We start from the raw sequence: 21,198 nt of genomic DNA, 5'->3' as shown, positions 1-21,198 counted from the left end.
GCGCAAGAAAAAGGCCCGCCGGCGAGCCGGCGGGCCAGTCTGCAACAGAGCTCGACTAGAGAGCTGCTGGGAGTGCTTACTGCTTGGCCAGCTGGGCGCCGTCGGCCTTGGCCAGCGCCTTCTCGTTGCACTGGGCCAGGCGGCCGTCGTCCAGCGCCTTGCGGCCCTCGAACGAGGCCACCGCGCCGACCTTCGCGGCGATGGTCTTGCAGGTCGAGGTGGCGAAGGTCTGCGACGTCGGGGCCGCGGCCACGCAGGCGTCGCCTTCGCAGGTGAACATGGCGCCGCCGGCGATGAACTTGGTCTTCTCGGCCACCGGGGCCTGCAGCTTGGCGGTCACGGCTTCGGCGGCGAAGGCCGAGCCGGCCGCGAGGGTGGTGAGGGCCGCGCAGGCGGCCAGGGTCGTACGGAGCTTCATCGAGAGCCCTCCAGCGTTTCGGGGAGATGCGGCGCCCTGCTCGTGGCGCCGGCCCCTTCCGCCGCGTGGGTCGGCCGCCGGTATCCCCCCCGACGGCCCACGACGAACTGAGCATCGTAAAGATAACGGTGTTAAGATCGCTCGCGCAACCGCTATTTGCGCAACGCCGCTATGCGGGAATGCAGAGCTGGGCCGCTGCGGGCGCCTGCGGCGTTCATGTCCCATAAACCTTGTTGGGCGTTCCGTGCCGCTGGGTTATGGCTCGCCCGCCGGGGCTGGGGCGGCCGCAATCGGTTAGGACGACGCAAGAAATGGCCAATGCCGGAGGGGGCGGTCGGGCGCCCCGGCCGCCGCGCGGAAAACGCTCGCCCCTGCAGGCGCTGATCTACTGGACCCTGGTGCTGGGCGTCTGGGGGCTGATCTTCCTGGTGGCGTTCTTCGCCGTCTTCGCCGTCGACCTGCCCGACACCTCGACCCTCTACGACGTCAAGCGCCAGCCGTCGGTGTCGTACCTCGACCGCTCGGGCGCGCTCGTCGCCGTGCGCGGCAGCCAGTACGCCCCGCCGGTGGACCTCGACCGCCTGCCCGAGCACGTGCCCGAGGCGTTCATCGCCATCGAGGACCGCTGGTACTATTGGCACTTCGGCTTCAACCCCTGGGGCATCGTCCGCAGCCAGCTCTACAACATGCGCCGCGAGAGCGGCCCCCTGCGCGGCGGCTCGACCATCACCCAGCAGCTCGCCCGCAACCTCTTCCTGACGCCGTCGCAGAACTACCGGCGCAAGGCCCAGGAGCTGATCCTGGCGGTCTGGCTGGAGGCCCGCTTCTCGAAGAAGCAGATCCTCGAGCTCTACCTGAACCGGGTCTACTTCGGCGCCGGCGCCTACGGCATCGAGGCCGCCTCCCAGCGCTACTTCGGCAAGCCGGCCGAGAAGCTGACCCTGGGCGAATCCGCCCTGCTGGCCGGGATGATGAAGGGCCCCTCGCGCTACTCGCCGGTCTCGGCCACCGAGCGCGCCGCCCGCCGCGCCACCGTCGTGCTCGACAAGATGGTCGAGGCGGACTTCATCACGCCCCAGGAACGCGAGGCCGCCATCCGCACCAAGGTGCGGGTCAATCCCGTGCTGGCCAACCAGCGGGCGCAGTACTTCACCGACTGGGTGGACGACCAGGTCCGCAGCCTGGTGGGCGAGCCCACCGAGGACCTCGTCGTGGAGACCACCCTCGACCTGCCGCTGCAGGCCGCCGCCGAGCAGGCGCTCAAGCGGGGCGTCGAGGCGGCCAAGGACCAGGGCGTCGAGCAGGGCGCCCTCGTCTCGATCGACGGCGAGGGCCGCGTGCGCGCCTACGTCGGCGGGACCAACTACCTGCAGACCCAGTTCGACCGCGCCACCATGGCCCGCCGCCAGGCCGGCTCGGCGTTCAAGCCGTTCGTCTACCTGACCGCCGTCGAGGCGGGCCGCACGCCGAACACCCCGGTCGTCGACGAGCCGATCAAGATCGGCAACTGGGAGCCGCGCAACTACACCCAGCGCTACCTCGGCCCGATGACGCTGCAGACCGCCCTGCAGGAGTCCATCAACACCGTCGCCGCGCGCCTGGCCAACGAGGTCGGCACCTCCAACGTCGCGGCCACCGCCCGCCGGCTCGGCATCACCTCGAACATCCAGCTCGACCCCTCGATGGCGCTGGGCGCGGTCGAGGTCAGCCCGCTGGAGATGGCCCAGGCCTTCGCCCCCTTCGCCAACGGCGGCTTCCTGGCCCGCGGCTACGGGATCGAGCGCATCCGCACCTCCAGCGGCCGGGTGCTCTACGACCACAGCGTCGACCAGGCGCCGCGCCAGGCGGTGATCGGCCAGCCGGCGCTCGCCTACATGAACCAGATGATGCGCCAGGTGATCCTGCAGGGCACGGGCGCCAGGGCCAACGTCCCCGGCTACGACATCGCCGGCAAGACCGGCACCACCAGCGACTACCGCGACGCCTGGTTCGTCGGCTACACGGGCGGCTTCGTCACCGCGGTCTGGGTCGGCAAGGACAACAACACCCCGATGCGCCGGGTGACCGGCGGCGGCGCGCCCGCGGGCATCTGGAAGGACTTCATGACCGCGGCCCTGCCGCGCCTGGCGGTCCAGCCGATCCCCGGCAGCGACCTGCCGCCGCCGCCCGAGCCGGACCCCATCGGCGACCTGATCGACGGGGTCACCGACTTCTTCGGCGGCCGCCGCGACGAGACCCCGCCGTCCGAGTTCGACGAGCCGGCCCCGCCCCGCCGCGCCCGCGAGGAACCGCTGTTCTAGGGAGCCGCTGTTCTAGGACGCGTCCGTCACCGCCCGAAGGCGTGGAGCCGGGCGCCTTCGGCGCGGAGCCACTCGCGGTGGCGGCGCTCGTCGCCCACCAGGCCCCGCACATGGGCCCAGAAGCGGGGGCCGTGGTTCAGCTCCAGCAGGTGCGCGCTCTCGTGGGCGGCCACGTAGTCGGCCACCTCGAAGGGGGCGAGCGCCAGGCGCCAGGAATAGCGGATCGAGGCCGGCAGCCGGCCCACCGCGGGCCGGCACGAGCCCCAGCGCGAGCGGGTGTCGGTGACCGTCACCTTGGGGACCGCCACGCCCAGGCGGCCGCAGTGCCAGGCGGTGCGCTCGGTCAGCACCTCCAGGGCCCGGCGGCGCAGCACCAGGATCACCGCCCGGGCGTAACCCTCGCCCTCGCCCATGGCGACGATGCGCGGCGTGGAGCCGTCCTCCGGGGCGAGCCAGCGGGCGCGGCCGGTCCCGGCCTCCAGCCGCACCGCCTCGCCGAACACCTCCAGCTCCAGGCCCGGCCCGACGGGCGCCGTGGCCGGCAGCTCGGCCAGGCGTTCGGCGATCCAGGCGGCGCGGTCGTTGGCGAAGGCGGCGGCCTCGGCCAGGCGCCGGGGGCTCGGGGCGGTGGCGACGATCTCGCGCCGGGCCCGGTCCAGCCGCAGCGACACGCGGCGGGCGCGGCGGTTCACGCGCAGGCGCACGACCGCCCCGGCCACCTCCAGCCGGTCTCCGTCGGTGAAGGCTCGGCCGAAGGGACTCATCGCCCCTTATCTAGGCAGCCGCCCGGGTCCTGTCGAAGCCCTCTTCGATGCGGCGGATGAACGCCCTCACCCGCGGGTAGATCTCCTCGCGGAAGCGCTTGCCGTTGAAGACGCCGTAGTGGCCGACGTGCGGCTGCACCCAGTCCTCCTTCAGCTCGGCCGGAATGCCCGAGCACAGGTCGTGGGCCGCCTGGGTCTGGCCGATCCCGGAGATGTCGTCGTTCTCGCCCTCGACGGTCATCAGGCCGATGTCGGCGATCCGGTCGGGCCGCACGTGGCGGCCGCGGTGGAAGAACTCGCCCTTCGGCAGCAGGTAGCGCTGGAACACCACGTCGACGGTCTGGAGGTAGAACTCCTCGGTCAGGTCCAGCACCGAGAGGTACTCGTCGTAGAACTCCAGGTGCTTGTCGGCGGAATCCCCGTCGCCGTCCATCAGGTGCTGCAGGTAGCGCAGGTGGGCTTCCTGGTGCTTCTCGAGGTTCATCGACATGAAGCTCGCGAGCTGGACGAAGCCCGGATAGACCCGCCGCCCCATCCCCGGATAGGGCCCGGGGACGGTGTAGACCATGTTGCTCTCGAACCAGGCGAACGGCCGCTCCTCGGCCAGCCGGTTGGTCACCGTGGGCGACAGCCGCGCGTCGATCGGCGAGCCCATGAAGGTCATCGAGCCCGGGCGGCTCTCCTCGCCGTCCTCGCTCATCAGCGCGGCGGCCGCCAGGACCGCGGGCCCCGGCTGGCAGACCGCCACCACGTGCGGGCGCGGGCCCAGCACGCGCAGCATCTCGCGGATGTGGTCGATGTAGTCGTCGAGGTCGAAGCGGCCTTCCAGCACCGGCACGTCGCGGGCGTTCGCCCATTCGGTGACGAACACCTCGTGGTCCTGCAGGAAGGCCTGCACCGTGCCGCGCAGCAGGGTGGCGTAGTGCCCCGAGAGCGGCGCCACGATCAGCACCGCCGGCTCCAGCTCGCGCCGGCCCGCCCGCCGCAGGTCGGACATGTCGCGCACGAAGTGGGTCAGCTTCGCCCAGGGGCTGGACCAGACGCTGACCGGCCGCACCCGCACGTCCTGCCCGCCGATCTCGACCTGGTCGATCCCCCACGCCGGCTTGCCGTAGCGCCGGGTCAGGTTGGTGATCAGGTCCGAGGTGGCGAACAGCCGCCGGCCCAGCTCGGTGTCGGCGGCCGGATTGAGCGGCGAGCCCCAGAACTGCCGGGTCGCCAGGGCGGCCAGACGGAGCGGGGTCGAGGCGTAGTAGCCGGCCTCATAGAGGGTGTAGAGCATCAGGCCCCCTTTTTGTGCGCCGCAGCATAACATGTGAAGCGTTAATTGGCTCCACCCTGCCCGTCCCGCGAAGCGGGAAGGGGGGACCATTCGCCGAAGCTCCCGTCGGCGGGCTGAAGAGCGAATGGTGGGAAGGGCGCGCCGCCGACGCCGGCGAAGGCCTCAGCAGCTCGTCGCGTTCGGACCCGCCCGCATGGCGGTCTCGATCTTCGCCGCGACCTGCTCGGGGCCGAGGTCGTAGGGCAGAACGCAGACGAACCGGCCCTTGGGGCTCATCAGATAGGTGTAGGAGGCGTGGTTGACCTGGTAGTCCGGGCCCTCGCCGGCCTTCTGGTAGTAGACGTGATAGGCCTTTGCCGCCCGGTCCACCTGCTCCGGCGTGCCGGTCAGGCCGATCAGGCGCCTGGGGAAGGCGTCGTTCTTCACATAGGCCGCCACCTGCTGGACGGTGTCGCGTTCGGGGTCCACCGAGATGAACACGGTCTGCAGGGTCCCGGCCTTCTCGCCCATCAGGCGCTCGACCTCGGCCATCTCGAACAGCGTCGTCGGGCACACGTCGGGGCAGTGGGTGAAGCCGAAGAAGACCGCGCTCCACTTGCCCTTCAGCACGTCCTCGTCGACCGTGGCGCCCGTCTGGTCCACCAGTTGGAACGCCCCGCCCACGGCGGCGGTTTGCTCCTCCGGACCCAGGACACCTTTACGGACGGCGAGACCGGTGAGGATGGCGAGCGCCAGAGCCAAGACCGCGACGAGCGCGAGGACGCGCCTGGACATGCGAGCTTCCCTTGTCTTGCGGCCCGGCCGCGGCGGGCGGGCCTGAGGAGGACCATGGCGAACGCGCGCGCGCAGACGGCGGCGATCCCGGCCCCCCATCGCCTCGATAGGGCGGCGGCGAACGGGGTGCAAGGCGTCTGGGACGCCGACGCGGTGAACCGCAGCCACCTGCGGCTGCGCACCCTGGTGACCCTGCGCTGGCTGGTGATCGCCGGCCAGACGGCGCTGCTCCTCGCCCTGGGCCTGCTGCTGGACTATCCGGGCCCCTATGCGCTCGCCGCGCTGGCGATCGGCGTCGGCGGCTTCGTCAACCTGCTCACCGGCGTGGCCTCGCCCCTGCAGCGGGTGCTGGGCGACCGTGAGGCCACGGCGCACCTGGCCTTCGACATCCTCCAGATCGCGATCTTCATGGGCCTGATGGGCGGCACGGCGAACCCGTTCGTCGTCCTCCTGATCGTGCCGGTGACCCTGGCGGCCGCGACCCTGCCCCTGCGCCACACGCTGCTGCTCGCGGGGCTGGCCGCCCTCGCCTCCCTGGCGCTGGCCGGCGTGTCCCTGCCGGCCCCGGCGGCCGCGCCCGGCCCGCGCATGTCGCTCGAGTACCGGCTGGCCGCGGGCCTGGCCAACATCGCCGGCATCGCGCTGATCGCCAGCTACGTGCGCCAGTCGGCCGCCGAGGCCGCGCGGATGGCCCTGGCCCTCGACGTCACCCAGGCGGTGCTGGCCAAGGAGCAGCGGCTCTCGGCCCTCGGGACCCTGGCGGCGGCCGCGGCGCACGAGCTCGGCACCCCGCTCGCCACCATCTCCATCGTCGCCAAGGAGATGGCCCGCGAGGCGCCGACGCCGCAGGTGAAGGAGGACGCCGACCTGCTGATGGCCCAGGCCGAGCGCTGCCGGGAGATCCTGCGGCGGCTCACCGCCACCCCCGACGCCCATTCCGACGAGGTCCACGAGCGCCTCTCCCTGCGCCAGCTCGTGCAGGAGGTGATCGAGCCCCACGCCGCGGTGAAGGACGTGCGGGTCGAGGCCATCGTCACCGGCGCCAAGGGCGTGAAGGCGCCCGACATCCGCCGCCTGCCCGAGATCACCCACGCCATGACCTCGTTCGTGGAGAACGCCGTGGACTTCGCCGCCTCCGAGGTCCTCGTCACGGCCCGCTTCGACGCCGACACCGTCTCGATGGAGGTGCGCGACGACGGCCCCGGATTCGCGCCCGAGATCATCGCCAAGCTGGGCGAGCCCTATGTGACCAGCCGTCCGGGGGTGGAGGGCGGCCGCACCGGCCACGTCGGCATGGGCCTGGGCTTCTTCATCGCGAAAACGTTGCTGGAACGAACCGGCGCCCGGGTGTCGTTTCAGAACGGACGGCCGCGCGGCGCGGTCGTCACCGCGCGCTGGGCGCGATCGACCATCGAGGCCGGCTGAACGGCGGCAGCCAAGCTTGCCCTGATGCGTTGAGGTGCGACAGACTGCCGCAGAGCACAGTGAGGGAGCCCGCCGGGATTTGAGTATGACCGATCTCTCCGCCGATATTTCCGCGCTTCCCGACAAGTCCCTGCTGGTGCTCGACGACGACGCGCCGCTCCGCAACCGGCTGGGCCGGGCGCTGGAGCAGCGGGGATTCGAGCCCACGCTGGTGGGCAGCGTCGCCGAGGCGATCGCCGCGGTGCGGGCCAAGCCGCCCGCCTACGCCGTGCTCGACATGCGTCTGGAGGACGGCTCGGGCCTGAAGGTGGTGGAGGCGGTGCGCGACGCCCGCCCCGACGCCAAGATCATCATGCTGACCGGCTACGGCAACATCGCCACCGCGGTGCAGGCGGTGAAGGCCGGGGCGGTGGACTACCTCTCCAAGCCCGCCGACGCCGACGACGTGGCCCGCGCCCTGCTGGCCCGCGGCGGCGACGCCCCCGCGCCCCCCGAGAACCCGATGAGCGCCGACCGGGTGCGCTGGGAGCACATCCAGCGGGTCTACGAGCTCTGCAACCACAACGTCTCCGAGACCGCCCGGCGGCTGAACATGCACCGCCGCACCCTGCAGCGGATCCTCGCCAAGCGGGCGCCCCGCTAGGCGCGGACGGCCGGCCATGGCGACCTGGGACGACATCCGCGCCGCCGCCCTGCCCCTTCCCGGCGCCGAGGAGGACGTCTGGTACGGCGAGCCCATGTTCCGGGTGGGCAGGAAGGGCTTCGTCCAGACCTGGCGCGGGCGGGTGATCATGAAGCTGGAGAGGAACCACCAGGAGCTCCTCTTCGAGGCCCGCCCCGACGTCTTCAGCCCCTACGTCGCCGGGGCCCTGCGCTGGTCCTTCGTCGACCTCTCCGCCCTCGCCCCCGCCGAAGCCGCCGACCTCGCCCGCGAAGCCTGGACCCAGGTCGTCCCCAAGAAGATCAGCCGGGCCTTCGCCGCTGAACAGGCCGCCTCCGCTCCCGCGTAGCGGAGAGCCAGAACCGGATGGCGCCCCCGAGACGCCGCGCCAGCGGCGGCTCACCAATCCGACACCACGACCACCAAGACCACCAAGCTCACGAAGACGCCGAGCCCCCTCTTGGTGATCTTCGTGCCCTTGGTGCTCTTGGTGTCGAAAAGACGGCTTCGCCGGCCCCGGCCCGGCAGGAGCCAGCGCCCCAACGATCCGCCGCTTGGGTCCCCCGGATCAGCCTTCGGCTGACCGTGGGATGACGAGCTGTAGTGACGCCCATCCTTGATCCGTCATCCTCCGGTCGCCCGCCAGGGCGATCCGGGGGACCCAAGCGGCGCCTACAGGTTCAGCGTCTCGTAGAGGTCGCGCCAGGTCGGATTGCCCGCCTCGATCAGGTTGATCTTCCAGCGCCGAGGCCACTTCTTCAGCCGCTTCTCACGGTGGATGGCGTTCGAGATGTCGTCGAACAGCTCGTAGTGGACCAGCCGATGGACGCCGTACCTGCGGCAGAACTCGCTCCCGGCCCCTTCGCGGTGCTGCCAGACCCGAAAGGCGATGTCGTTCGTCACGCCGATGTAGAGCGTCCCGTAGGGCGCGCTCGCCAGGATGTAGACGTAGCCCGCCACCTACAGCGTGAACGCCTCCGCGCCGCCGGCGCGCATGGCCGCCAGCCGTCCGAACGCGAGGGTCAGCGCCTTGCGCCGCGCGCCGGCCAGCGGGGCCACGGGCGCCTCGCGCAGGATGGCGCCGCCGAAGCCGTCGGCGACGATCAGTCCCGGCTCGTCCGGCAGGATCTCGCGCGGGAACTCGGGCGCCACGGCGAAGGCGAAGGCGTCGCAGTAGGGCAGGTACTCGTGCCACTTCTGGTCGGTGCGGAAGTCCTCCACGCCCGACTTCACCTCGACGATGAAGATCTCTCCCTTGGGGCCCAGCGCCATCAGGTCGGCGCGCCGGCCGTTCGGCAGGGTCACCTCCGCCAGCGGGGCATAGCCCAGCGCGGTCAGGAACCGCGCCGCCCCGCGGGTGACGCTGGCGGTTGTCTCGGGCCGCGAGACGGAAACGACGGTGACGGAGACGTCCATCCCGGCACTCTGTTCCGCCTCCGTTCCGGAGGCAAGCGCGGCCGGCGGTCGCGGCCTCAGGTCTCCGGCGGGCCCGGGAACTCGAGGCGGTTGGGGTCGAAGCCGAGCTGCTTGATGCGGGCGACGGCCTGGGCCTTCACCTGCGCCGGCAGGGTCGGCTTCTGCGACATCAGCCACACGTACTTGCCGTTGGCGGTCGCCAGGATCAGCCAGCCCTGGTCCACGCGGTGCTCCAGCACCTTGTAGTCCTGGCTCACCAGGCCGCCGAAGAACGTCATCTTGATGCGGGTGTTCGACGGGTCGGCGGTGGCCTTGGCCTTCCAGGTCGTCTGGCCGCCCTTCTCCTTCCAGCAGCGCTGGACCACGGCGAAGCCGCCGGCCTGGGGCGTCCAGTCCGAGGCGCCGGCCTCGCAGCCGTTCTGCAGCTTGTTCGGGACCCGGGCCACCTCGTACCAGCGGCCCATCATCTTGGTCAGCTCGACCTTCTGGACGGGCTCGGCGGCGTGGAGCGGGCCGGCGACGGGCAGGGCGGCCATGGCGAGGGCGGCGGCCGCCGCAAGGATCAGGCGCTGGATCATGCCGGGACCGATACCCGCGTCTCGAATGGATATGAACGGCCGGGCGGCGGCCGCGGGCGCTACATATAGACGCAACGTCCTCTTGGCCAATGTTGGGCGCTTCTGTTGCAGAAACGCGAACGCCCGCCGGCCTCCTCGGCCGGCGGGCGCCCGCAGCCCCCCTGGCGGAGGGTCTATTCCGCGGCGATCAGGACCTGCTTGGCGCGGTCCTTGAAGTTGATCTCCTGGAGGAACTTGATGCCCTCCTCGGCGATCTCGTCGCCGACCATGGAGTCGCCCTCGGCCTTCAGCTCGTCGAGGTCGACGTACATGGCGTAGAACGCCCGCGTCCGGTCGGTGATGATGCCGGCGTTGACCAGCGTCTTCACCAGCACGCGGAAGATGTTGGTCTGCTCCTTCATCCCCTCGCGGCGGCTCTCGTCGGTGATGATCTCGGCCAGCTCGGCGATCACCCGGTCGGGGTCGAGGCCGAACTCCTCGTACAGGCTGCGCTGCTGCGACGGGCCCACGAGGTTGAACAGCAGCGTCTGGAAGCAGTGCGCCGCCCAGGTCTCGATGATCTCGTGCTCGGCTTCCGTCAGGTGCGGGATGGTCCGGTCGGCCCAGATCTTCCCGAACTTGTGGTGGAAGGCCTCGTCGGTCATGACGAGCTGCGTCAGCTGCCGCGCCAGCGGGTCGTTGGTCAGCTTGAAGACGGTGGCGAAGGCGCCCATCGCCAGGCCCTCGACCAGCATCTGCATGCCGATGATCTTCTTGTAGACCTCGGGGCTGTTGATGATCTCGACCAGCAGCGCCTTCAGGGTCGGGCCGCATTCCACCGGCCGGCCCCAGCGGGCCTTGATGTACTTGGCGAAGGCCGTGACGTGGCGGGCCTCTTCGCGGGTCTGGTTGGCCGCGTACTCCTGGGCGCCCTGGTCCTTCAGCACGTGGCACAGGCTGGCCGACAGGTTCAGCGCGCCCTGCTCGCCGTGCAGGATCGAGGAGAAGGTCCGCAGCGCGAACTGGTTGACGAACCGCACGCGGTCCTTGCGGTCGGACAGGCGGTCCGAGACGTACTTGGTCTGGAGCGAGACGACCATGTCCTCGGGGAGGATCATCTCGTTCTCCATGTCGAACGGCGTGGAGAAGTCGATGTACTTGGCGTCCAGCGGATCCCAGAAGTGGTCGTGGGTGGCGCTGATGATCTTGTCGAACGCCGTCGAGCGGGCGTTGTACCGGTCCAGCTCCAGCATCGACTCGAAGTCGTCCGGAGCCACGGCGTCGTAGATCATGTCCTTGGTGATGTTGCCGTCGGCGGCCATGTCTTCTCGCTCCTCCACCTCAATACGCGCGACGATGCCCCCGTCGTCTTCCCGGAAGCATGCGGCGGGACCGGCGTTCAGTCAAACAAAATGACGGGGGCGTCATTTTATAATCCTTCTCCCCTTGCGGGAGAAGGTGGCGCCCGAAGGGCGTCGGATGAGGGGTCTCTCAGACCTCTCCGCCAGGACCTGGCTCAATGGCCGCGATCACGGCCGCGTGCACTCGATCCCGGGTGATCTCGGCATTGGCGAAGCGGATGACGCGAAATCCCCGAGCCGCCAGCCACGCGTCGCGCCGAGCGTCCCGCTCCGGATCGTGCAGAGGCCCGTCCGCCTCAAGGGCCAGGCGATGCCGAAGGCAGACGAAGTCCAGCACATAGGGTCCGACCGGAAACTGCCGGCGGAACTTCAGTCCCTGCAGACGGCGGTCCCGCAACAGCGCCCAGAGGCGGCGCTCGCCGGCCGTCGCTTCACGGCGCAGACGCCGCGCCCGCTCCGTCGTCACCGCTCGGCTCCCCGGGGTCGGTGCGACCCCTCATCCGTCAGCCTGCGGCTGACACCTTCTCCCACAAGGGGAGAAGGAGACTAGCAGCGGCGGAACAAATAAGGAACTACTCCGCCGCGTCCTCGATCGCGTCGATGTCGTCGTCCGAGAGGCCGAAGTGGTGGCCGATCTCGTGGACGAGGACGTGGGTCACCAGCTCCTCCAGGGTCACGTCGCCGCGCTCGGCCCATTCGTCCAGGATCGGGCGGCGGTAGAGGAACACCCGGCTGGGGTGCGCCGAGCCGTCCAGCACCGAGCGGCGCGAGAGGTCCACGCCCTGGTAGAGGCCCGTCAGCTCGAAGGCGTCCTCGATGCCCAGCTCGGCCAGCACCTCGGGCTCGGGGAAGTCGTCCACCCGGAACACCACCTCGCCCGCCAGCCGGCGGAAGCCCTCGGGCAGCTCGGCGAACGCCCGCTCGGCGATCTCGGCCAGGTCGTCCAGCGAGGGCGCGCGACCCATGACGGCGTCACTCATCGGGCATCACGATATGGGGCGCCTCCGGCGGGCGGACCTCGAAGAGGCCGATGTCCAGCGGCTGCTGCGGCTTGACGGGGCGCAGCGGGGCGCGGGCGATGGCCTGCAGCGTCTGCGGCTCCAGCGCCTGCTTGCCGCGCCGGGCCTGGCGGGCCTGGGGCGGGTCCAGCGGCCGCTCGGCCGTGGGGATGCGCCAGTACGAGACCGTCAGCCGCCAGACGGTGCGCGGCGCCGGCCCGGGCGCGGGCCAGCGGCGGCCGTCCTCGAACGCCGGCTCGACCGGGGCGGGCGCACGGCCCGCCTCGGCCGCCACCTGCTGGGTCAGCTGGCAGAAGCGGTCGGCGGGCTCGGCCGGCTCCAGCCGCTCGCCGTAGGCCTCAATCGCCGCCTCGCGGGTCGGGAAGGCCGGGCCCGCCGGGTCGGTCGTGAAGGCCACCGCCCCGCCCGCGCGGCGGCGGGCCTCGCTCTCGCGGGCGGCCCGGCCCAGCGGCCGCGACAGCGCCTGCTCGGCGTTGGTCGCCACGGGGTACAGGATCGTCATCGCCGCCATTCTAGACGCCGCGGGCCGCCTGCGACACCTCCCCGCGCCCCCACATTTCGGGCAGGCCCGCTCGCCACAGCCGGCCCTCCATGCCGTAAGCTCGGGCCGGGTGATTCGGGCCGGGGAGGCCATGAGCGCGGACCAACTGATCCTGGCGGCGGCGGCCGGCGCGGTGTGCCTGGCGCTTTCGGCGGTGCTGTGGGCCCTGGCCCAGCGCCGGGCCGACCAGGCCCGGCTCGAGGCGCTGGCGGCCCAGATCCGGTCCATGCAGATCCGCGCCGAGGCGGCCCAGGCCTCGGCCGAGGCCTTCGATTCCGCCCTGCTCGCGGTCGAGGACGGCCAGGCCCTGCTGGCCTCGGGCGAGGAGAGCCTTGCCGTCTGCGCCGAGGCCCTGGGCCTTGCCGCCGGCGAGCCCCAGGCGGTGCTCAACGCCTTGATGCGCGCCGATCCCGATCACGCCCGGCGCCTGCGCGCCCTGTTCGAGCGGGGCGAGGCCTGCGCCTTCGAGGTCCAGGGCGAGGCCGGCGTGGTCACGGTCGAGGGCCGGGCCGCCGGCGCCCTGGCCTGGCTGCGGCTGTCGGGGATGCTGGGCGAGGACGCCGGCCTGCCCACCGCCCCGCGCTTCGCCGCCTTCCTGCACACCCGGTCCTGCCCCGCCTGGATCGCGGCCGCCGACGGCTCGCCCGTCTGGGTCAACGCCGCCTGGCTGCGCGCCGTGGGCGCCGAGACGCTGGACGAGGCCGCCCGCCGGGGCGCGGCCTTCGACCGGGGCGCCGATTCCGTGGCCAGCGAGGCCGCCAACCTCGGCCAGCGGCGCGAGGCGGTCCGCTGGCTCGCCTTCGACGGCCGCCGCCGCGCCTTCCACATCGTGGCCCAGCCGCTGGAGGGCGGCGGCGTCGCCGTCTGGACCGACGACGTCACCGAGGTCGAGGAGCTGCGCGAGCAGCTCAAGCGCAACATCGAGGCCCACGACCAGACGCTGAACCGCATCGACGACGCCGTCGCCATCTTCGGCGAGGGCAAGCGGCTGATCTTCCACAACACCGCCTTCGCCGAGCTGTGGGGCATCGAGCCCGCCTGGCTCGAGGAGCGGCCCACCCACGGCGAGGTGCTGGACCGCCTGCGCCAGCGCCGCCGCCTGCCCGAGACCGCCGACTACGCCAAGTGGAAGGCCGCCGAGCTCGACCGCTACGAGAAGCTGGGCGCCGAGCCCGACGACCTGTGGAGCCTGCCCGACGGGCGCACCCTGCGCGTGGTGCGCCAGCCGCACCCCATGGGCGGCATGCTGGTCCTCTTCGCCGACATCACCGGCGAGCTGAAGCTGAAGGCCCAGTACAACGCCCTGATCCAGGTCCAGCAGGCCACCCTCGACAAGCTGTCCGACGCGGTCGCCGTGTTCGGCTCGGACGGGCGCCTGCGCCTGCACAACGAGAGCTTCGAGCGCTTCTGGGGCATCGGCCACGACCAGCTCGAGGCCGCCGACTTCGAGGCCGTGGTCCAGCTCTGCGTGCCCAAGCTGCACGACCTCGGCTTCTGGCGCGAGCTGAAGGGCCGGGTCGGCGATCCCGACCCCGGCGCCCGCACGCCGATGACCGGCGAGGCGCGCACCTCCGACGACCGCATCGTCGAGTACCGCTCGCGGCCCCTGCCCGACGGGGCCACCCTGATCGCCTTCACCGACGTGACCGACGCGCGCCGGCTGGAGAGCGCCCTGGCCGACCGCGAGGCCGCCCTCTCCGAGGCCGAGCGGCTGAAGCGCGACTTCGTCGGAAACGTGTCGTACGAGCTGCGCACCCCGCTCACCACCATCATCGGCTACTCCGAGCTGCTGGAGCATTCCGGCGACGCGCTGCCCGAGCGCGCCCGCGCCCACGCCGCGTCGGTCAAGTCGGCCGCCACCCAGCTCGCCCGCTCGATCGACGACGTGCTCGACATGGCCCAGATCGACGCCGACGAGATGGCCCTCGACCTCGCCGACGTGAACGTGGCCGAGCTGATGATCGGCGTCGCCGGCCGCTGGCTGAAGCCGGCCGAGGCGGCCCGCGTCTCGCTGGTCATCGAGCGGCCCGACGACATCGGCCTGATCCGCGGCGACGCCAAGCGGCTGGCCCAGATCCTCGACCACCTGGTCGAGAACGCCCTCACCCAGACCCCCGCCGGCGGCACGATCACCCTGGCCGCCCGCAAGGCGCTGGGCGAGATCCAGCTCCAGGTCTCCGACACCGGCCGCGGCATCCCCTTCCACGTCCAGGCGCACATCTTCGACCGGTTCATCGGCCGCGAGCGCGGCGGCCCGGGCCTGGGCCTGGCCCTCGTCAAGGCGCTCACCGAGCTCCACGGCGGCTGGGTCGCCCTCGAAAGCGAGCCCGGCGCCGGCGCCCGCTTCACCTGCCACCTCCCCGAAGGCGCCGAAGCCGTCACCGCCCAACGCGAACTGGCGCTCTAGGGCGCCTGCGCCCCGCCGCCGCCCGCCGCGCCCACGCGCCGCCGCCAGCCCCCCGCCCCGCCCCTCCCGCCGTCATCCCACGGTCAGCCAAAGGCTGATCCGGGGGACCCAGGGGGGGGGTGGTCAGGCGGTGAAGGGCCGCTGCTGACCTCATCTCGGCGTTTCGGAAGGCCCGCTCTTCGGCCACTCGCCAGTTCCGACGCTCACCGGCTTCAACCGTCGCTATCACAGCGATATCGTCCGTCAGAGATTAGAGAGAATTGACGCATGGACCCAGAGACACTCCTTTGGACGAAGGTTGCGGCTCTCGGGCAGGTGGCCGGAGCAATCGCGACCTCAGCGGCGGTGATCGTATCTCTGTGGGTCGTACTGTCCGAACGGGCCGCACGCGTGACGGTGACTGCTGGGCTGCGCCTCCTGCTTGTTCCTGGCCACCCGGAGATGGCCGAAGAAGTCATCAACGTCACCGTGACCAATATTGGCCAACGCCCCGTTCGGGTCATGTCCATTGGATGGCGAACAGGGTGGCTGCGCCGCCTCGGACCGAAGTGGGCCCGGCATCAATTTGCCATACAGACCAACGGTTCCCGCAGGGACTCTCACAGCCCACCGTACATCCTCGAACCGGGGGAACAGAAGTCGATGTTGCTGGACTTAGAGCCGTTCCGAGGCGACGAGCGAAGGTCCGTCAGGACGGACGAGATGTTCGGCAGGATCGTTCCCCTCCTTGGTCGTGTGCCCGGCAACATCCGCTGCGCAGCCCATGTAGTCGGCTCCCATTCCGCGTATTTTGCAGTCGAGAAGCCGCTGGCGGCGTTCCTGTTCTCGGGCGAGCGCAGCGACGCGCTGGAAAAGGCCAGGAACCGCAAGAAGGAGCCGGCTGCGGCTTAGCCTAGGCTACGACAGAGGGCCACCGGTTCTCGATGAAGCGTCGGGGCGACTCATCCCGCGCGAACACGCGCTCCTTCGCCTGCTTCACGCTGGCGTCGTTGAGGCGACCGACAAGCACCTTCGGGTCCGCTTCCCTGATCGCCCGCGCCCCCAATTCCCCGCGCGTGGCCAAGAAGGCCTTGCGCGGTGAAATCGGTAGGACCACCGCCAGGTTGGGATGGTCAATCCCACCGGCGAATACGCACGGGTTGTCAGCTAGCAGGAGGTGGTTGCTGCACGCGTTGAAGTCGTAGACCCACCAACGCAGGCGCAGGAGCTTGTTGCCGACGCCGGGATCGTTCAGCAACTCGTGAAAGAAGGACAAGCCGAAGTTCTCGATGGCCCCGGGGAATATCTGCTCGGTCCATTCCTCCAGCGTCGCTGGCGCGCTCTGTCCGGCGAGGGCCTCATATTCCTCTGGCGCCTCCGCGAGGTTCTTTCTGAGGACGGACTCGGACTCGTTCCGCAGGTAGAGGACGTTGCTCGGCTGGCGCAGTTGCAGAGACATGATGAAGCGCACCCACGCGGAGCGTTCTTCCAGCGTGAGCGAGGTCAACTGGCCGGCCTCCAGCTTGTCGCGAACCTTGCTGGCTTCGTTGTCAATGGATTGCAGCACGACCTTCTCGATGGCGTGCTTGTCCATGCCGGCGACCGTGTCCTTGGTAAGGGACAGCATGTCCTCCTCGTAACCATTCCCTTTGGGAACCTGGCGGAAGGTTTCGAAGCGCCCGGCTTTCATCCGGAAGACCTGCAAGGCGCCGTCCGCTCCTGTCCATGGGCGCTGCAAGAACTGCGGGACATAGTGGTTGCGCATGCCGGTGCCGGAAGCTCTGCTTTGTCGAGAAGTGTGGATATTGTGACGGAACGCTGTTTCTCAAGCTGGTGGAGCCCCGGAGGGATGAGTGACGATGAGGTTGAGGCACCGACATGGGCGTCGTCCGGGTACGTCATTTCGGCGCGCGTGTTCGGAACAATGCCACATCCGATCAGCCGTGCTGAATACGAGGATCTAGCCCATCGCGCGGATGACCTGACGGCCATCATCGAGCTGGAGGAAGCCTACGACGTTCTGGTCCGGAACTACCTGAGCCTGGAGAAGGCCCACGCAAGCACGCTTGTTGACTTCATGGTCACGCGTCCGCGGTCCCGGCTGGACTATGAGCGGCGGCGACGCGAAGCTGATCGTCAGCTCGTAAACCTTCTGGCGAGCGGCGAAATGTATGCTGAGCATCTGCCGCGGATACTTAAGCGGCGGCAGCGAGCGGCCAAGGCCTGCGGCAGGCCATTTCCGGCCTCGGCCATCGCCGCAGTTGAACGCGCTGCCGAAGAACAGCGCGCCAAATTCCTCGGCGTCAGGGCGCTGGAGGCAATGCGCAATCATGTCCTCCACCTGTCTCTTCCTGTGAAGGGCTGGAATCAGGGCAACGCTTGGGTTCCCCATGAAGGCAAGGAAGTGATGCGGACCACCTACACCGTCGGGCTGCGGCCAGCGTCGATAGGGGACGTGGCCAAGGCTGACCCGGCCCTTGTCGCTGAGCTGGAGGCTCGGGCCGACAACAAAGGTCGCGTGGCGTGGCTACCGCTTGCACGGGAATACGTCGAAGGGGCGTCGTACGTCCACAAGGCCGCCAGGGACGCGCTGGCCAGCTTGGAGACGGAATGCCTGAGTGTGATTGGCGCGGCTGTCGAGACCTATCGCACGGCCACCTCCATGCCCGCGGAGACCGAAGGAATGATGGCAGTGGCCAAGGTCGGGTCCCGCTGGAGCCTTGCTGACGAGCGGGCTATCGACTTCGATTACGACGAACAGGTTGGCGATCTACGGGCGACGAACGCCGCGCCCCTCATCAATCTGCATCGCCGGCAATTCCTAGCCTAGCTTGGCCTCACCGGCTCGGCTCAACGTCCACAAGCCGAAGGTGAGCCAACTTCCGTTCCTGGCGCTTGCCGCCCCCGCCCCTCTCCCCGGACACCCCGGCGCGTGTGGCCCGTCCCCCTCGCCTTGCCCAGGAGGAGGAAGTCACGGTGGGCGTAAGCTTGGCGGACGCGGCCGGCGAAGGCGGCCGAAGCTGCATGAATGGCGGCAGAGCCCATGTGGCCTCCCACGTCCATGGGGCCTGCACCGCCCTCCGCAGTCGGCGCTACTCGGCCGCTGTTGCGGCGGGGTCGCCTTCACTGAAGAGCCAGCCGAGCTGACGCACGGCCACAACAGTGCGGTCCTTCTGCTTGGTCGCCATGGCCGCGGTAATCGCGGCGCGGACGTCCTCAACCGGAGGGAGCGGCGCAGCCCATTCGAGAGCCTCGTAGTCTTCAGGCCGTTCCGGCGGCTCGTGGCCGGCCGGCGTCCACTCGTAGAGCTGGTAACTGCGATAGCGAAGGAGATTGCGGACGTCCTCACTCGTGTCGGTGAGCTTGGCGATGAATGCCGGCGTCATGCAGATGTTGGGCAAGGCGGTGTAGGCCTCGGGATCGAGGCTCGTCGCATACACGTGGTTGAACTGGGTGTCGGGGCCACGCCGAGACAAGCCGTTGGCCCATAGGAAGGCATCCGTCGCGCTCTTGTTGTCGTCCAGCAGAACGCGCTTGCCATTGTGGGTGTCGATCTGTCCGACGCGGCGCGGATTCCGGATCGCCGGGAACAGAGCGCGGCCACCCGTCTGACGAACCGTCCGCGGATGAGAGAAGAGCGTCAGCGAAGCGACCGCCTGAGCGATGGTCCGATACTGGGAACTGGCGATGATCGCTTCCAACGCGTCGCGGCCGTTCAGGTTGAAGTCCACCAGAGTGCGAGGGCCGACACGCGGAGCCAAGACGGTGCGGGCGGTTCCTCGCGGCGCGGCGTCGGACTGGACGGCGCGCCGGAGGGAGCGCGTGGTCCCTGAAGAAGGTGACGCCGGCGCCCCGATCGACGCGCCATCCGCCGGCGCCCGCGAGGCTGCGCCGCTCTCGCGAAAGCGCCGGTACCAGAGCACCGCGCTCTTGTAGGACGCCAGATTGTTGCGGACGTTGCCTACGAACGGGATCTTCGTCGGGTTCGGGCGCCCACGCCGCTGATCTTCGGTCGAATAGGTCAGCGTCTCTATGAGACTGCGCAGCCGGTCGCGCTCAAAATGAGCGTCCAGATCACCGTAGTGTTCCTCGACGCGGCCCACGCGGTGAAGCTGAGCGACAATCGTGCCGTCACCGTAACCTTGGCGGTGTAGCCATTCCTTGTAGTCGCGCCTCATCGGGTCCCGCGGTCATTGAACAGGGCCGAGGCCAGCCCGGAAAAGTCGCAAAGTCAAGCTTGGGCGCCTTTCATTCAGGGGCAGCCCCTCACCCCGGATACCCCCGTGCGTTCGGGCCCGTGCCCCTCGCCTTGCCCAGGAGGAAGAAGTCGCGGTCCGCGTAGGCTTCGCGGACGCGGGCGGCGAAGGCGGGGTCGCGCTTCATCCCCTTGTAGAGGGCGCCGGCGCGGGGCAGGCCGGGCTGCTGCGAGGCGCTGTGCAGCGTGCCGCCGCAGAAGATGTGCAGGCAGACCGCGTCCACCACGGCCTCGTCCTCGGTGACGCGGCGGGCCTTCATCCGCGCCCGGTGCGCGGCGAAGAGCGCGATGCGCACCGCCCCGTCGAACTCGGGATGGCGCCGGCGCCAGGCGGCCAGGGTGGTGGGCCCCGGCATCCCCGGCTCGCGGGCGAGCCGCCGGACGGGCGCGCCGCGGATCAGGGCCAGGATCACCCGGTCGCTCATGGCCTCGGAATAGCGCGGCGCCCGGCGGCGGTCGAAGCGGGCGAAGCGCGTCGCCTCGGTCAGGGCCTGGCGGAACTCGGGATGCTCGCGCCGCCAGCGGTCGAGGGCCTCGCGGGTCGGCATCCCCGGCGTGCGGACGAGGTCGCCGACCCGCTCGCCCAGGCGCACGCGGCGCAGGAAGGCCTCGGCCTTGTCGTAGGTGTAGCCGTGGAGCTTGCGGGCCTCGGCGCGCACCGCGGCGCCGGCGCGCTGGGCCTCGTCCAGCCGCCAGCGGAAGTTCGGATCGGCCAGGGCCCAGTTGAGCACCGTCCGGCGGCAGGGCAGGTCGGGCTGGGCGGCCAGCCATTCCCGCGTCGCCCCCTTGCGCAGCAGCGCCTCGATCCGGGCCATCAGGCCGGCGCGGTCCGGGAGGGCGGCGGGCATGATGGATCTGTATCACGGATAACGGAACAAAGCAAGAACGATTGTGGAGGCCGGCGGGGCCGCCCAGGCCGCATGGGTCCCCCGGATCGCCCTTTCGGGCGACCGGAGGATGACGAGGTGTGGAGGCGGCGCCGTCGCCCCCTCTCCCCCCCGCGCAGCGGAGAGGGAGAGGGCCGAGAGGGAGAGGGCGGGGAGAGGGGCCGGGGCGCGCGAGCGCGCCGGCGGAGCCGCCCATGCCGCATGGGTCCCCCGGATCGCCCTGTCGGGCGACCGGAGGATGACGGCGGAGGTGGGGGAAGGCGCGCGCATCCGGCCCGCTCGACAACGCCGGGCCCGGCGCATAGCGTTTCGCCTTTCGCCAGCCGCGCAAGATGCCATCGACCGTCCTTCGAGCCTGGACCTCCCCGCGCTTCGCCAGCCTCGGCGGGGCGATCGCGCTGGGCGTGTTCCTGGGGTTCGCCGGGCCGTTCGGCTCGTTCCAGTCGCTCGCGCCCCCGGAGCGCTACGCCTTCTGGTTCGCCCTGGTGGCGGCGGGCTACGGGCTGGCGCTCGCCACCCTGCAGATCCTGCGCCCGGCGGCGGCGTTCGCCCGCCTGCCGACCGTCGCCGCCGTCATCGTCCTGGGGGCGGTCTCGACCGTGCCGATGATGTTCGTCACGGCCTGGGCGCTCGAGGTCGTGTTCGCGCGCTCGACCCCGCCGGGACGCCTGGCGTCGCTCTATCTCTCGGTCGCGTCGGTCCAGCTGGTCATCGCCGCGCTTGCCTTGTGGCCGTCTCTGGCGCCCCGCAGGCCGGCGCCGCCGGCGGAGGACGGGGCCGCCGACCGGTTCTTCGCGCGCGTGCCCGAGCGGCTGGGGCGGGACCTGTTGGCCCTCGAGGCCCAGGACCACTACCTGATGGTCCACACCCGGCGGGGGTCGACCCTCATCTCCATGCAGCTCAGCGAAGCCATGCAGATCCTGCCGCCGCAGCTCGGCCTTCAGGCGCACCGGCGCTGGTGGGTCGCGCGCCGGGAGGTCCGCGGATTGCGCCGCGAGGGCGACCGGACGCTGATCGAGCTGACGGGGGGCCTGACCGTCCCGGTCGGCAGGACCTATCTCGCGGCGGTCCGCGCGGGCCTGGGGCCGGGCAGCGCCTGAGGGCGTTCCCCCCAGAGGGCCGCCTGTGGCGTCGCCGAAAATTCCGGGCGCG

22 protein-coding genes are annotated in these 21,198 nt (G+C 70.6%); 8 read left to right on the top strand and 14 right to left on the bottom strand.

What is annotated here, in order from left to right; translation table 11 throughout:
• Positions 1-76: 76 nt before the first annotated feature.
• A complete protein-coding gene (locus tag PHZ_RS01295; RefSeq protein WP_041372952.1) occupies positions 77-418 on the bottom strand; it encodes a CC_3452 family protein in 342 nt (113 codons plus the stop codon).
• A 311-nt stretch (positions 419-729) separates the two neighbouring features.
• Here PHZ_RS01295 and PHZ_RS01290 point away from each other — a divergent pair, with 311 nt between their 5' ends.
• Positions 730-2,718 (top strand): transglycosylase domain-containing protein, encoded by a 1,989-nt coding sequence (locus PHZ_RS01290; protein WP_049758096.1) that lies wholly within the window; start codon positions 730-732, stop codon positions 2,716-2,718.
• A 26-nt stretch (positions 2,719-2,744) separates the two neighbouring features.
• On the opposite strand, the gene PHZ_RS01285 is transcribed toward PHZ_RS01290, so the two are convergent.
• The 3 genes from PHZ_RS01285 to PHZ_RS01275 all read right to left on the bottom strand — a co-directional run bounded on the left by PHZ_RS01285 (position 2,745) and on the right by PHZ_RS01275 (position 5,538).
• Positions 2,745-3,482, bottom strand: coding sequence for a M48 family metallopeptidase (locus tag PHZ_RS01285; protein ID WP_012520792.1), 738 nt, complete (start codon positions 3,480-3,482; stop codon positions 2,745-2,747).
• A gap of 10 nt (positions 3,483-3,492) precedes the next feature.
• On the bottom strand, positions 3,493-4,764 hold the full coding sequence (locus tag PHZ_RS01280) for a polyhydroxyalkanoate depolymerase (protein WP_041372951.1): 1,272 nt from the start codon (positions 4,762-4,764) through the stop codon (positions 3,493-3,495).
• 162 nt (positions 4,765-4,926) lie between these two features.
• Positions 4,927-5,538 carry an SCO family protein gene (locus PHZ_RS01275; protein WP_012520790.1) on the bottom strand — a complete coding sequence of 204 codons (612 nt, stop codon included), beginning with the start codon at positions 5,536-5,538 and terminating at the stop codon, positions 4,927-4,929.
• A 54-nt stretch (positions 5,539-5,592) separates the two neighbouring features.
• Here PHZ_RS01275 and PHZ_RS01270 point away from each other — a divergent pair, with 54 nt between their 5' ends.
• From PHZ_RS01270 to PHZ_RS01260, 3 genes are all read left to right on the top strand, one after another.
• A complete protein-coding gene (locus PHZ_RS01270) occupies positions 5,593-6,963 on the top strand; it encodes an ActS/PrrB/RegB family redox-sensitive histidine kinase (protein ID WP_012520789.1) in 1,371 nt (456 codons plus the stop codon).
• An 85-nt stretch (positions 6,964-7,048) separates the two neighbouring features.
• Positions 7,049-7,606, top strand: coding sequence for an ActR/PrrA/RegA family redox response regulator transcription factor (locus PHZ_RS01265; protein ID WP_012520788.1), 558 nt, complete (start codon positions 7,049-7,051; stop codon positions 7,604-7,606).
• A gap of 16 nt (positions 7,607-7,622) precedes the next feature.
• Positions 7,623-7,973, top strand: a complete 351-nt coding sequence (locus PHZ_RS01260; RefSeq protein WP_041372949.1) for an MmcQ/YjbR family DNA-binding protein — start codon at positions 7,623-7,625, stop codon at positions 7,971-7,973.
• Between the two features lie 323 nt (positions 7,974-8,296).
• Here the strand turns inward: PHZ_RS01260 and PHZ_RS01255 are convergent, their stop codons facing one another.
• The 7 genes from PHZ_RS01255 to PHZ_RS01225 form a co-directional block, all read right to left on the bottom strand.
• Positions 8,297-8,584, bottom strand: coding sequence for a GIY-YIG nuclease family protein (locus tag PHZ_RS01255; protein ID WP_012520787.1), 288 nt, complete (start codon positions 8,582-8,584; stop codon positions 8,297-8,299).
• A complete protein-coding gene (gene mmcB / locus PHZ_RS01250) occupies positions 8,585-9,040 on the bottom strand; it encodes a DNA repair putative endonuclease MmcB (protein WP_012520786.1) in 456 nt (151 codons plus the stop codon).
• Between the two features lie 56 nt (positions 9,041-9,096).
• A complete protein-coding gene (locus PHZ_RS01245; RefSeq protein ID WP_049758094.1) occupies positions 9,097-9,618 on the bottom strand; it encodes a lipocalin family protein in 522 nt (173 codons plus the stop codon).
• 173 nt (positions 9,619-9,791) lie between these two features.
• Positions 9,792-10,919 (bottom strand): ferritin-like domain-containing protein, encoded by a 1,128-nt coding sequence (locus tag PHZ_RS01240; RefSeq protein ID WP_012520784.1) that lies wholly within the window; start codon positions 10,917-10,919, stop codon positions 9,792-9,794.
• 169 nt (positions 10,920-11,088) lie between these two features.
• The gene (locus tag PHZ_RS01235; RefSeq protein WP_012520783.1) at positions 11,089-11,424 is read right to left on the bottom strand and encodes an endonuclease domain-containing protein; all 336 of its coding nucleotides are present in this window, start codon (positions 11,422-11,424) and stop codon (positions 11,089-11,091) included.
• 106 nt (positions 11,425-11,530) lie between these two features.
• On the bottom strand, positions 11,531-11,923 hold the full coding sequence (locus PHZ_RS01230) for a metallopeptidase family protein (protein ID WP_236611922.1): 393 nt from the start codon (positions 11,921-11,923) through the stop codon (positions 11,531-11,533).
• A gap of 7 nt (positions 11,924-11,930) precedes the next feature.
• Positions 11,931-12,479 carry a hypothetical protein gene (locus tag PHZ_RS01225; RefSeq protein WP_148216759.1) on the bottom strand — a complete coding sequence of 183 codons (549 nt, stop codon included), beginning with the start codon at positions 12,477-12,479 and terminating at the stop codon, positions 11,931-11,933.
• A 130-nt stretch (positions 12,480-12,609) separates the two neighbouring features.
• Between PHZ_RS01225 and PHZ_RS01220 the strand changes: the two genes are divergently transcribed.
• Positions 12,610-14,925 carry a PAS domain-containing sensor histidine kinase gene (locus tag PHZ_RS01220; RefSeq protein ID WP_012520780.1) on the top strand — a complete coding sequence of 772 codons (2,316 nt, stop codon included), beginning with the start codon at positions 12,610-12,612 and terminating at the stop codon, positions 14,923-14,925.
• A gap of 267 nt (positions 14,926-15,192) precedes the next feature.
• Positions 15,193-15,816, top strand: a complete 624-nt coding sequence (locus tag PHZ_RS22525; RefSeq protein ID WP_148216758.1) for a hypothetical protein — start codon at positions 15,193-15,195, stop codon at positions 15,814-15,816.
• 1 nt (position 15,817) lies between these two features.
• On the opposite strand, the gene PHZ_RS01210 is transcribed toward PHZ_RS22525, so the two are convergent.
• Positions 15,818-16,669: a DUF4238 domain-containing protein gene (locus PHZ_RS01210; protein WP_041372946.1), complete on the bottom strand. Its 852-nt coding sequence runs from the start codon at positions 16,667-16,669 to the stop codon at positions 15,818-15,820.
• An 84-nt stretch (positions 16,670-16,753) separates the two neighbouring features.
• Between PHZ_RS01210 and PHZ_RS22520 the strand changes: the two genes are divergently transcribed.
• On the top strand, positions 16,754-17,734 hold the full coding sequence (locus tag PHZ_RS22520) for a hypothetical protein (protein ID WP_148216757.1): 981 nt from the start codon (positions 16,754-16,756) through the stop codon (positions 17,732-17,734).
• 262 nt (positions 17,735-17,996) lie between these two features.
• Here the strand turns inward: PHZ_RS22520 and PHZ_RS21405 are convergent, their stop codons facing one another.
• Entirely contained in the window at positions 17,997-19,082 is a 1,086-nt protein-coding gene (locus tag PHZ_RS21405) for a hypothetical protein (RefSeq protein ID WP_049758093.1), read from the bottom strand.
• Positions 19,083-19,170: 88 nt separating this feature from the next.
• Positions 19,171-20,007, bottom strand: a complete 837-nt coding sequence (locus PHZ_RS01185) for a terminase small subunit-like protein (protein ID WP_041372942.1) — start codon at positions 20,005-20,007, stop codon at positions 19,171-19,173.
• A gap of 371 nt (positions 20,008-20,378) precedes the next feature.
• Between PHZ_RS01185 and PHZ_RS21400 the strand changes: the two genes are divergently transcribed.
• Positions 20,379-21,146, top strand: a complete 768-nt coding sequence (locus PHZ_RS21400; protein ID WP_012520778.1) for a LytTR family DNA-binding domain-containing protein — start codon at positions 20,379-20,381, stop codon at positions 21,144-21,146.
• Positions 21,147-21,198: the final 52 nt, after the last annotated feature.

The organism is Phenylobacterium zucineum HLK1, assembly GCF_000017265.1.
Taxonomy (GTDB): Bacteria; Pseudomonadota; Alphaproteobacteria; order Caulobacterales; family Caulobacteraceae; genus Phenylobacterium; species Phenylobacterium zucineum.
Note: the sequence above shows the minus strand (reverse complement) of the source record. Positions and strands in the feature narration are given on the sequence as shown.

Bases quoted from the DNA above. Each gene is read 5' to 3' on its own strand.
- PHZ_RS01295 (WP_041372952.1), bottom strand. From the start codon at position 418: ATGAAGCTCCGTACGACCCTGGCCGCCTGCGCGGCCCTCACCACCCTC.
- PHZ_RS01290 (WP_049758096.1), top strand. From the start codon at position 730: ATGGCCAATGCCGGAGGGGGCGGTCGGGCGCCCCGGCCGCCGCGCGGA.
- PHZ_RS01285 (WP_012520792.1), bottom strand. From the start codon at position 3,482: ATGAGTCCCTTCGGCCGAGCCTTCACCGACGGAGACCGGCTGGAGGTG.
- PHZ_RS01280 (WP_041372951.1), bottom strand. From the start codon at position 4,764: ATGCTCTACACCCTCTATGAGGCCGGCTACTACGCCTCGACCCCGCTC.
- PHZ_RS01275 (WP_012520790.1), bottom strand. From the start codon at position 5,538: ATGTCCAGGCGCGTCCTCGCGCTCGTCGCGGTCTTGGCTCTGGCGCTC.
- PHZ_RS01270 (WP_012520789.1), top strand. From the start codon at position 5,593: ATGGCGAACGCGCGCGCGCAGACGGCGGCGATCCCGGCCCCCCATCGC.
- PHZ_RS01265 (WP_012520788.1), top strand. From the start codon at position 7,049: ATGACCGATCTCTCCGCCGATATTTCCGCGCTTCCCGACAAGTCCCTG.
- PHZ_RS01260 (WP_041372949.1), top strand. From the start codon at position 7,623: ATGGCGACCTGGGACGACATCCGCGCCGCCGCCCTGCCCCTTCCCGGC.
- mmcB (WP_012520786.1), bottom strand. From the start codon at position 9,040: ATGGACGTCTCCGTCACCGTCGTTTCCGTCTCGCGGCCCGAGACAACC.
- PHZ_RS01245 (WP_049758094.1), bottom strand. From the start codon at position 9,618: ATGATCCAGCGCCTGATCCTTGCGGCGGCCGCCGCCCTCGCCATGGCC.
- PHZ_RS01240 (WP_012520784.1), bottom strand. From the start codon at position 10,919: ATGGCCGCCGACGGCAACATCACCAAGGACATGATCTACGACGCCGTG.
- PHZ_RS01230 (WP_236611922.1), bottom strand. From the start codon at position 11,923: ATGGGTCGCGCGCCCTCGCTGGACGACCTGGCCGAGATCGCCGAGCGG.
- PHZ_RS01225 (WP_148216759.1), bottom strand. From the start codon at position 12,479: ATGACGATCCTGTACCCCGTGGCGACCAACGCCGAGCAGGCGCTGTCG.
- PHZ_RS01220 (WP_012520780.1), top strand. From the start codon at position 12,610: ATGAGCGCGGACCAACTGATCCTGGCGGCGGCGGCCGGCGCGGTGTGC.
- PHZ_RS22525 (WP_148216758.1), top strand. From the start codon at position 15,193: ATGGACCCAGAGACACTCCTTTGGACGAAGGTTGCGGCTCTCGGGCAG.
- PHZ_RS01210 (WP_041372946.1), bottom strand. From the start codon at position 16,669: ATGCGCAACCACTATGTCCCGCAGTTCTTGCAGCGCCCATGGACAGGA.
- PHZ_RS22520 (WP_148216757.1), top strand. From the start codon at position 16,754: ATGAGTGACGATGAGGTTGAGGCACCGACATGGGCGTCGTCCGGGTAC.
- PHZ_RS21405 (WP_049758093.1), bottom strand. From the start codon at position 19,082: ATGAGGCGCGACTACAAGGAATGGCTACACCGCCAAGGTTACGGTGAC.
- PHZ_RS01185 (WP_041372942.1), bottom strand. From the start codon at position 20,007: ATGCCCGCCGCCCTCCCGGACCGCGCCGGCCTGATGGCCCGGATCGAG.
- PHZ_RS21400 (WP_012520778.1), top strand. From the start codon at position 20,379: ATGCCATCGACCGTCCTTCGAGCCTGGACCTCCCCGCGCTTCGCCAGC.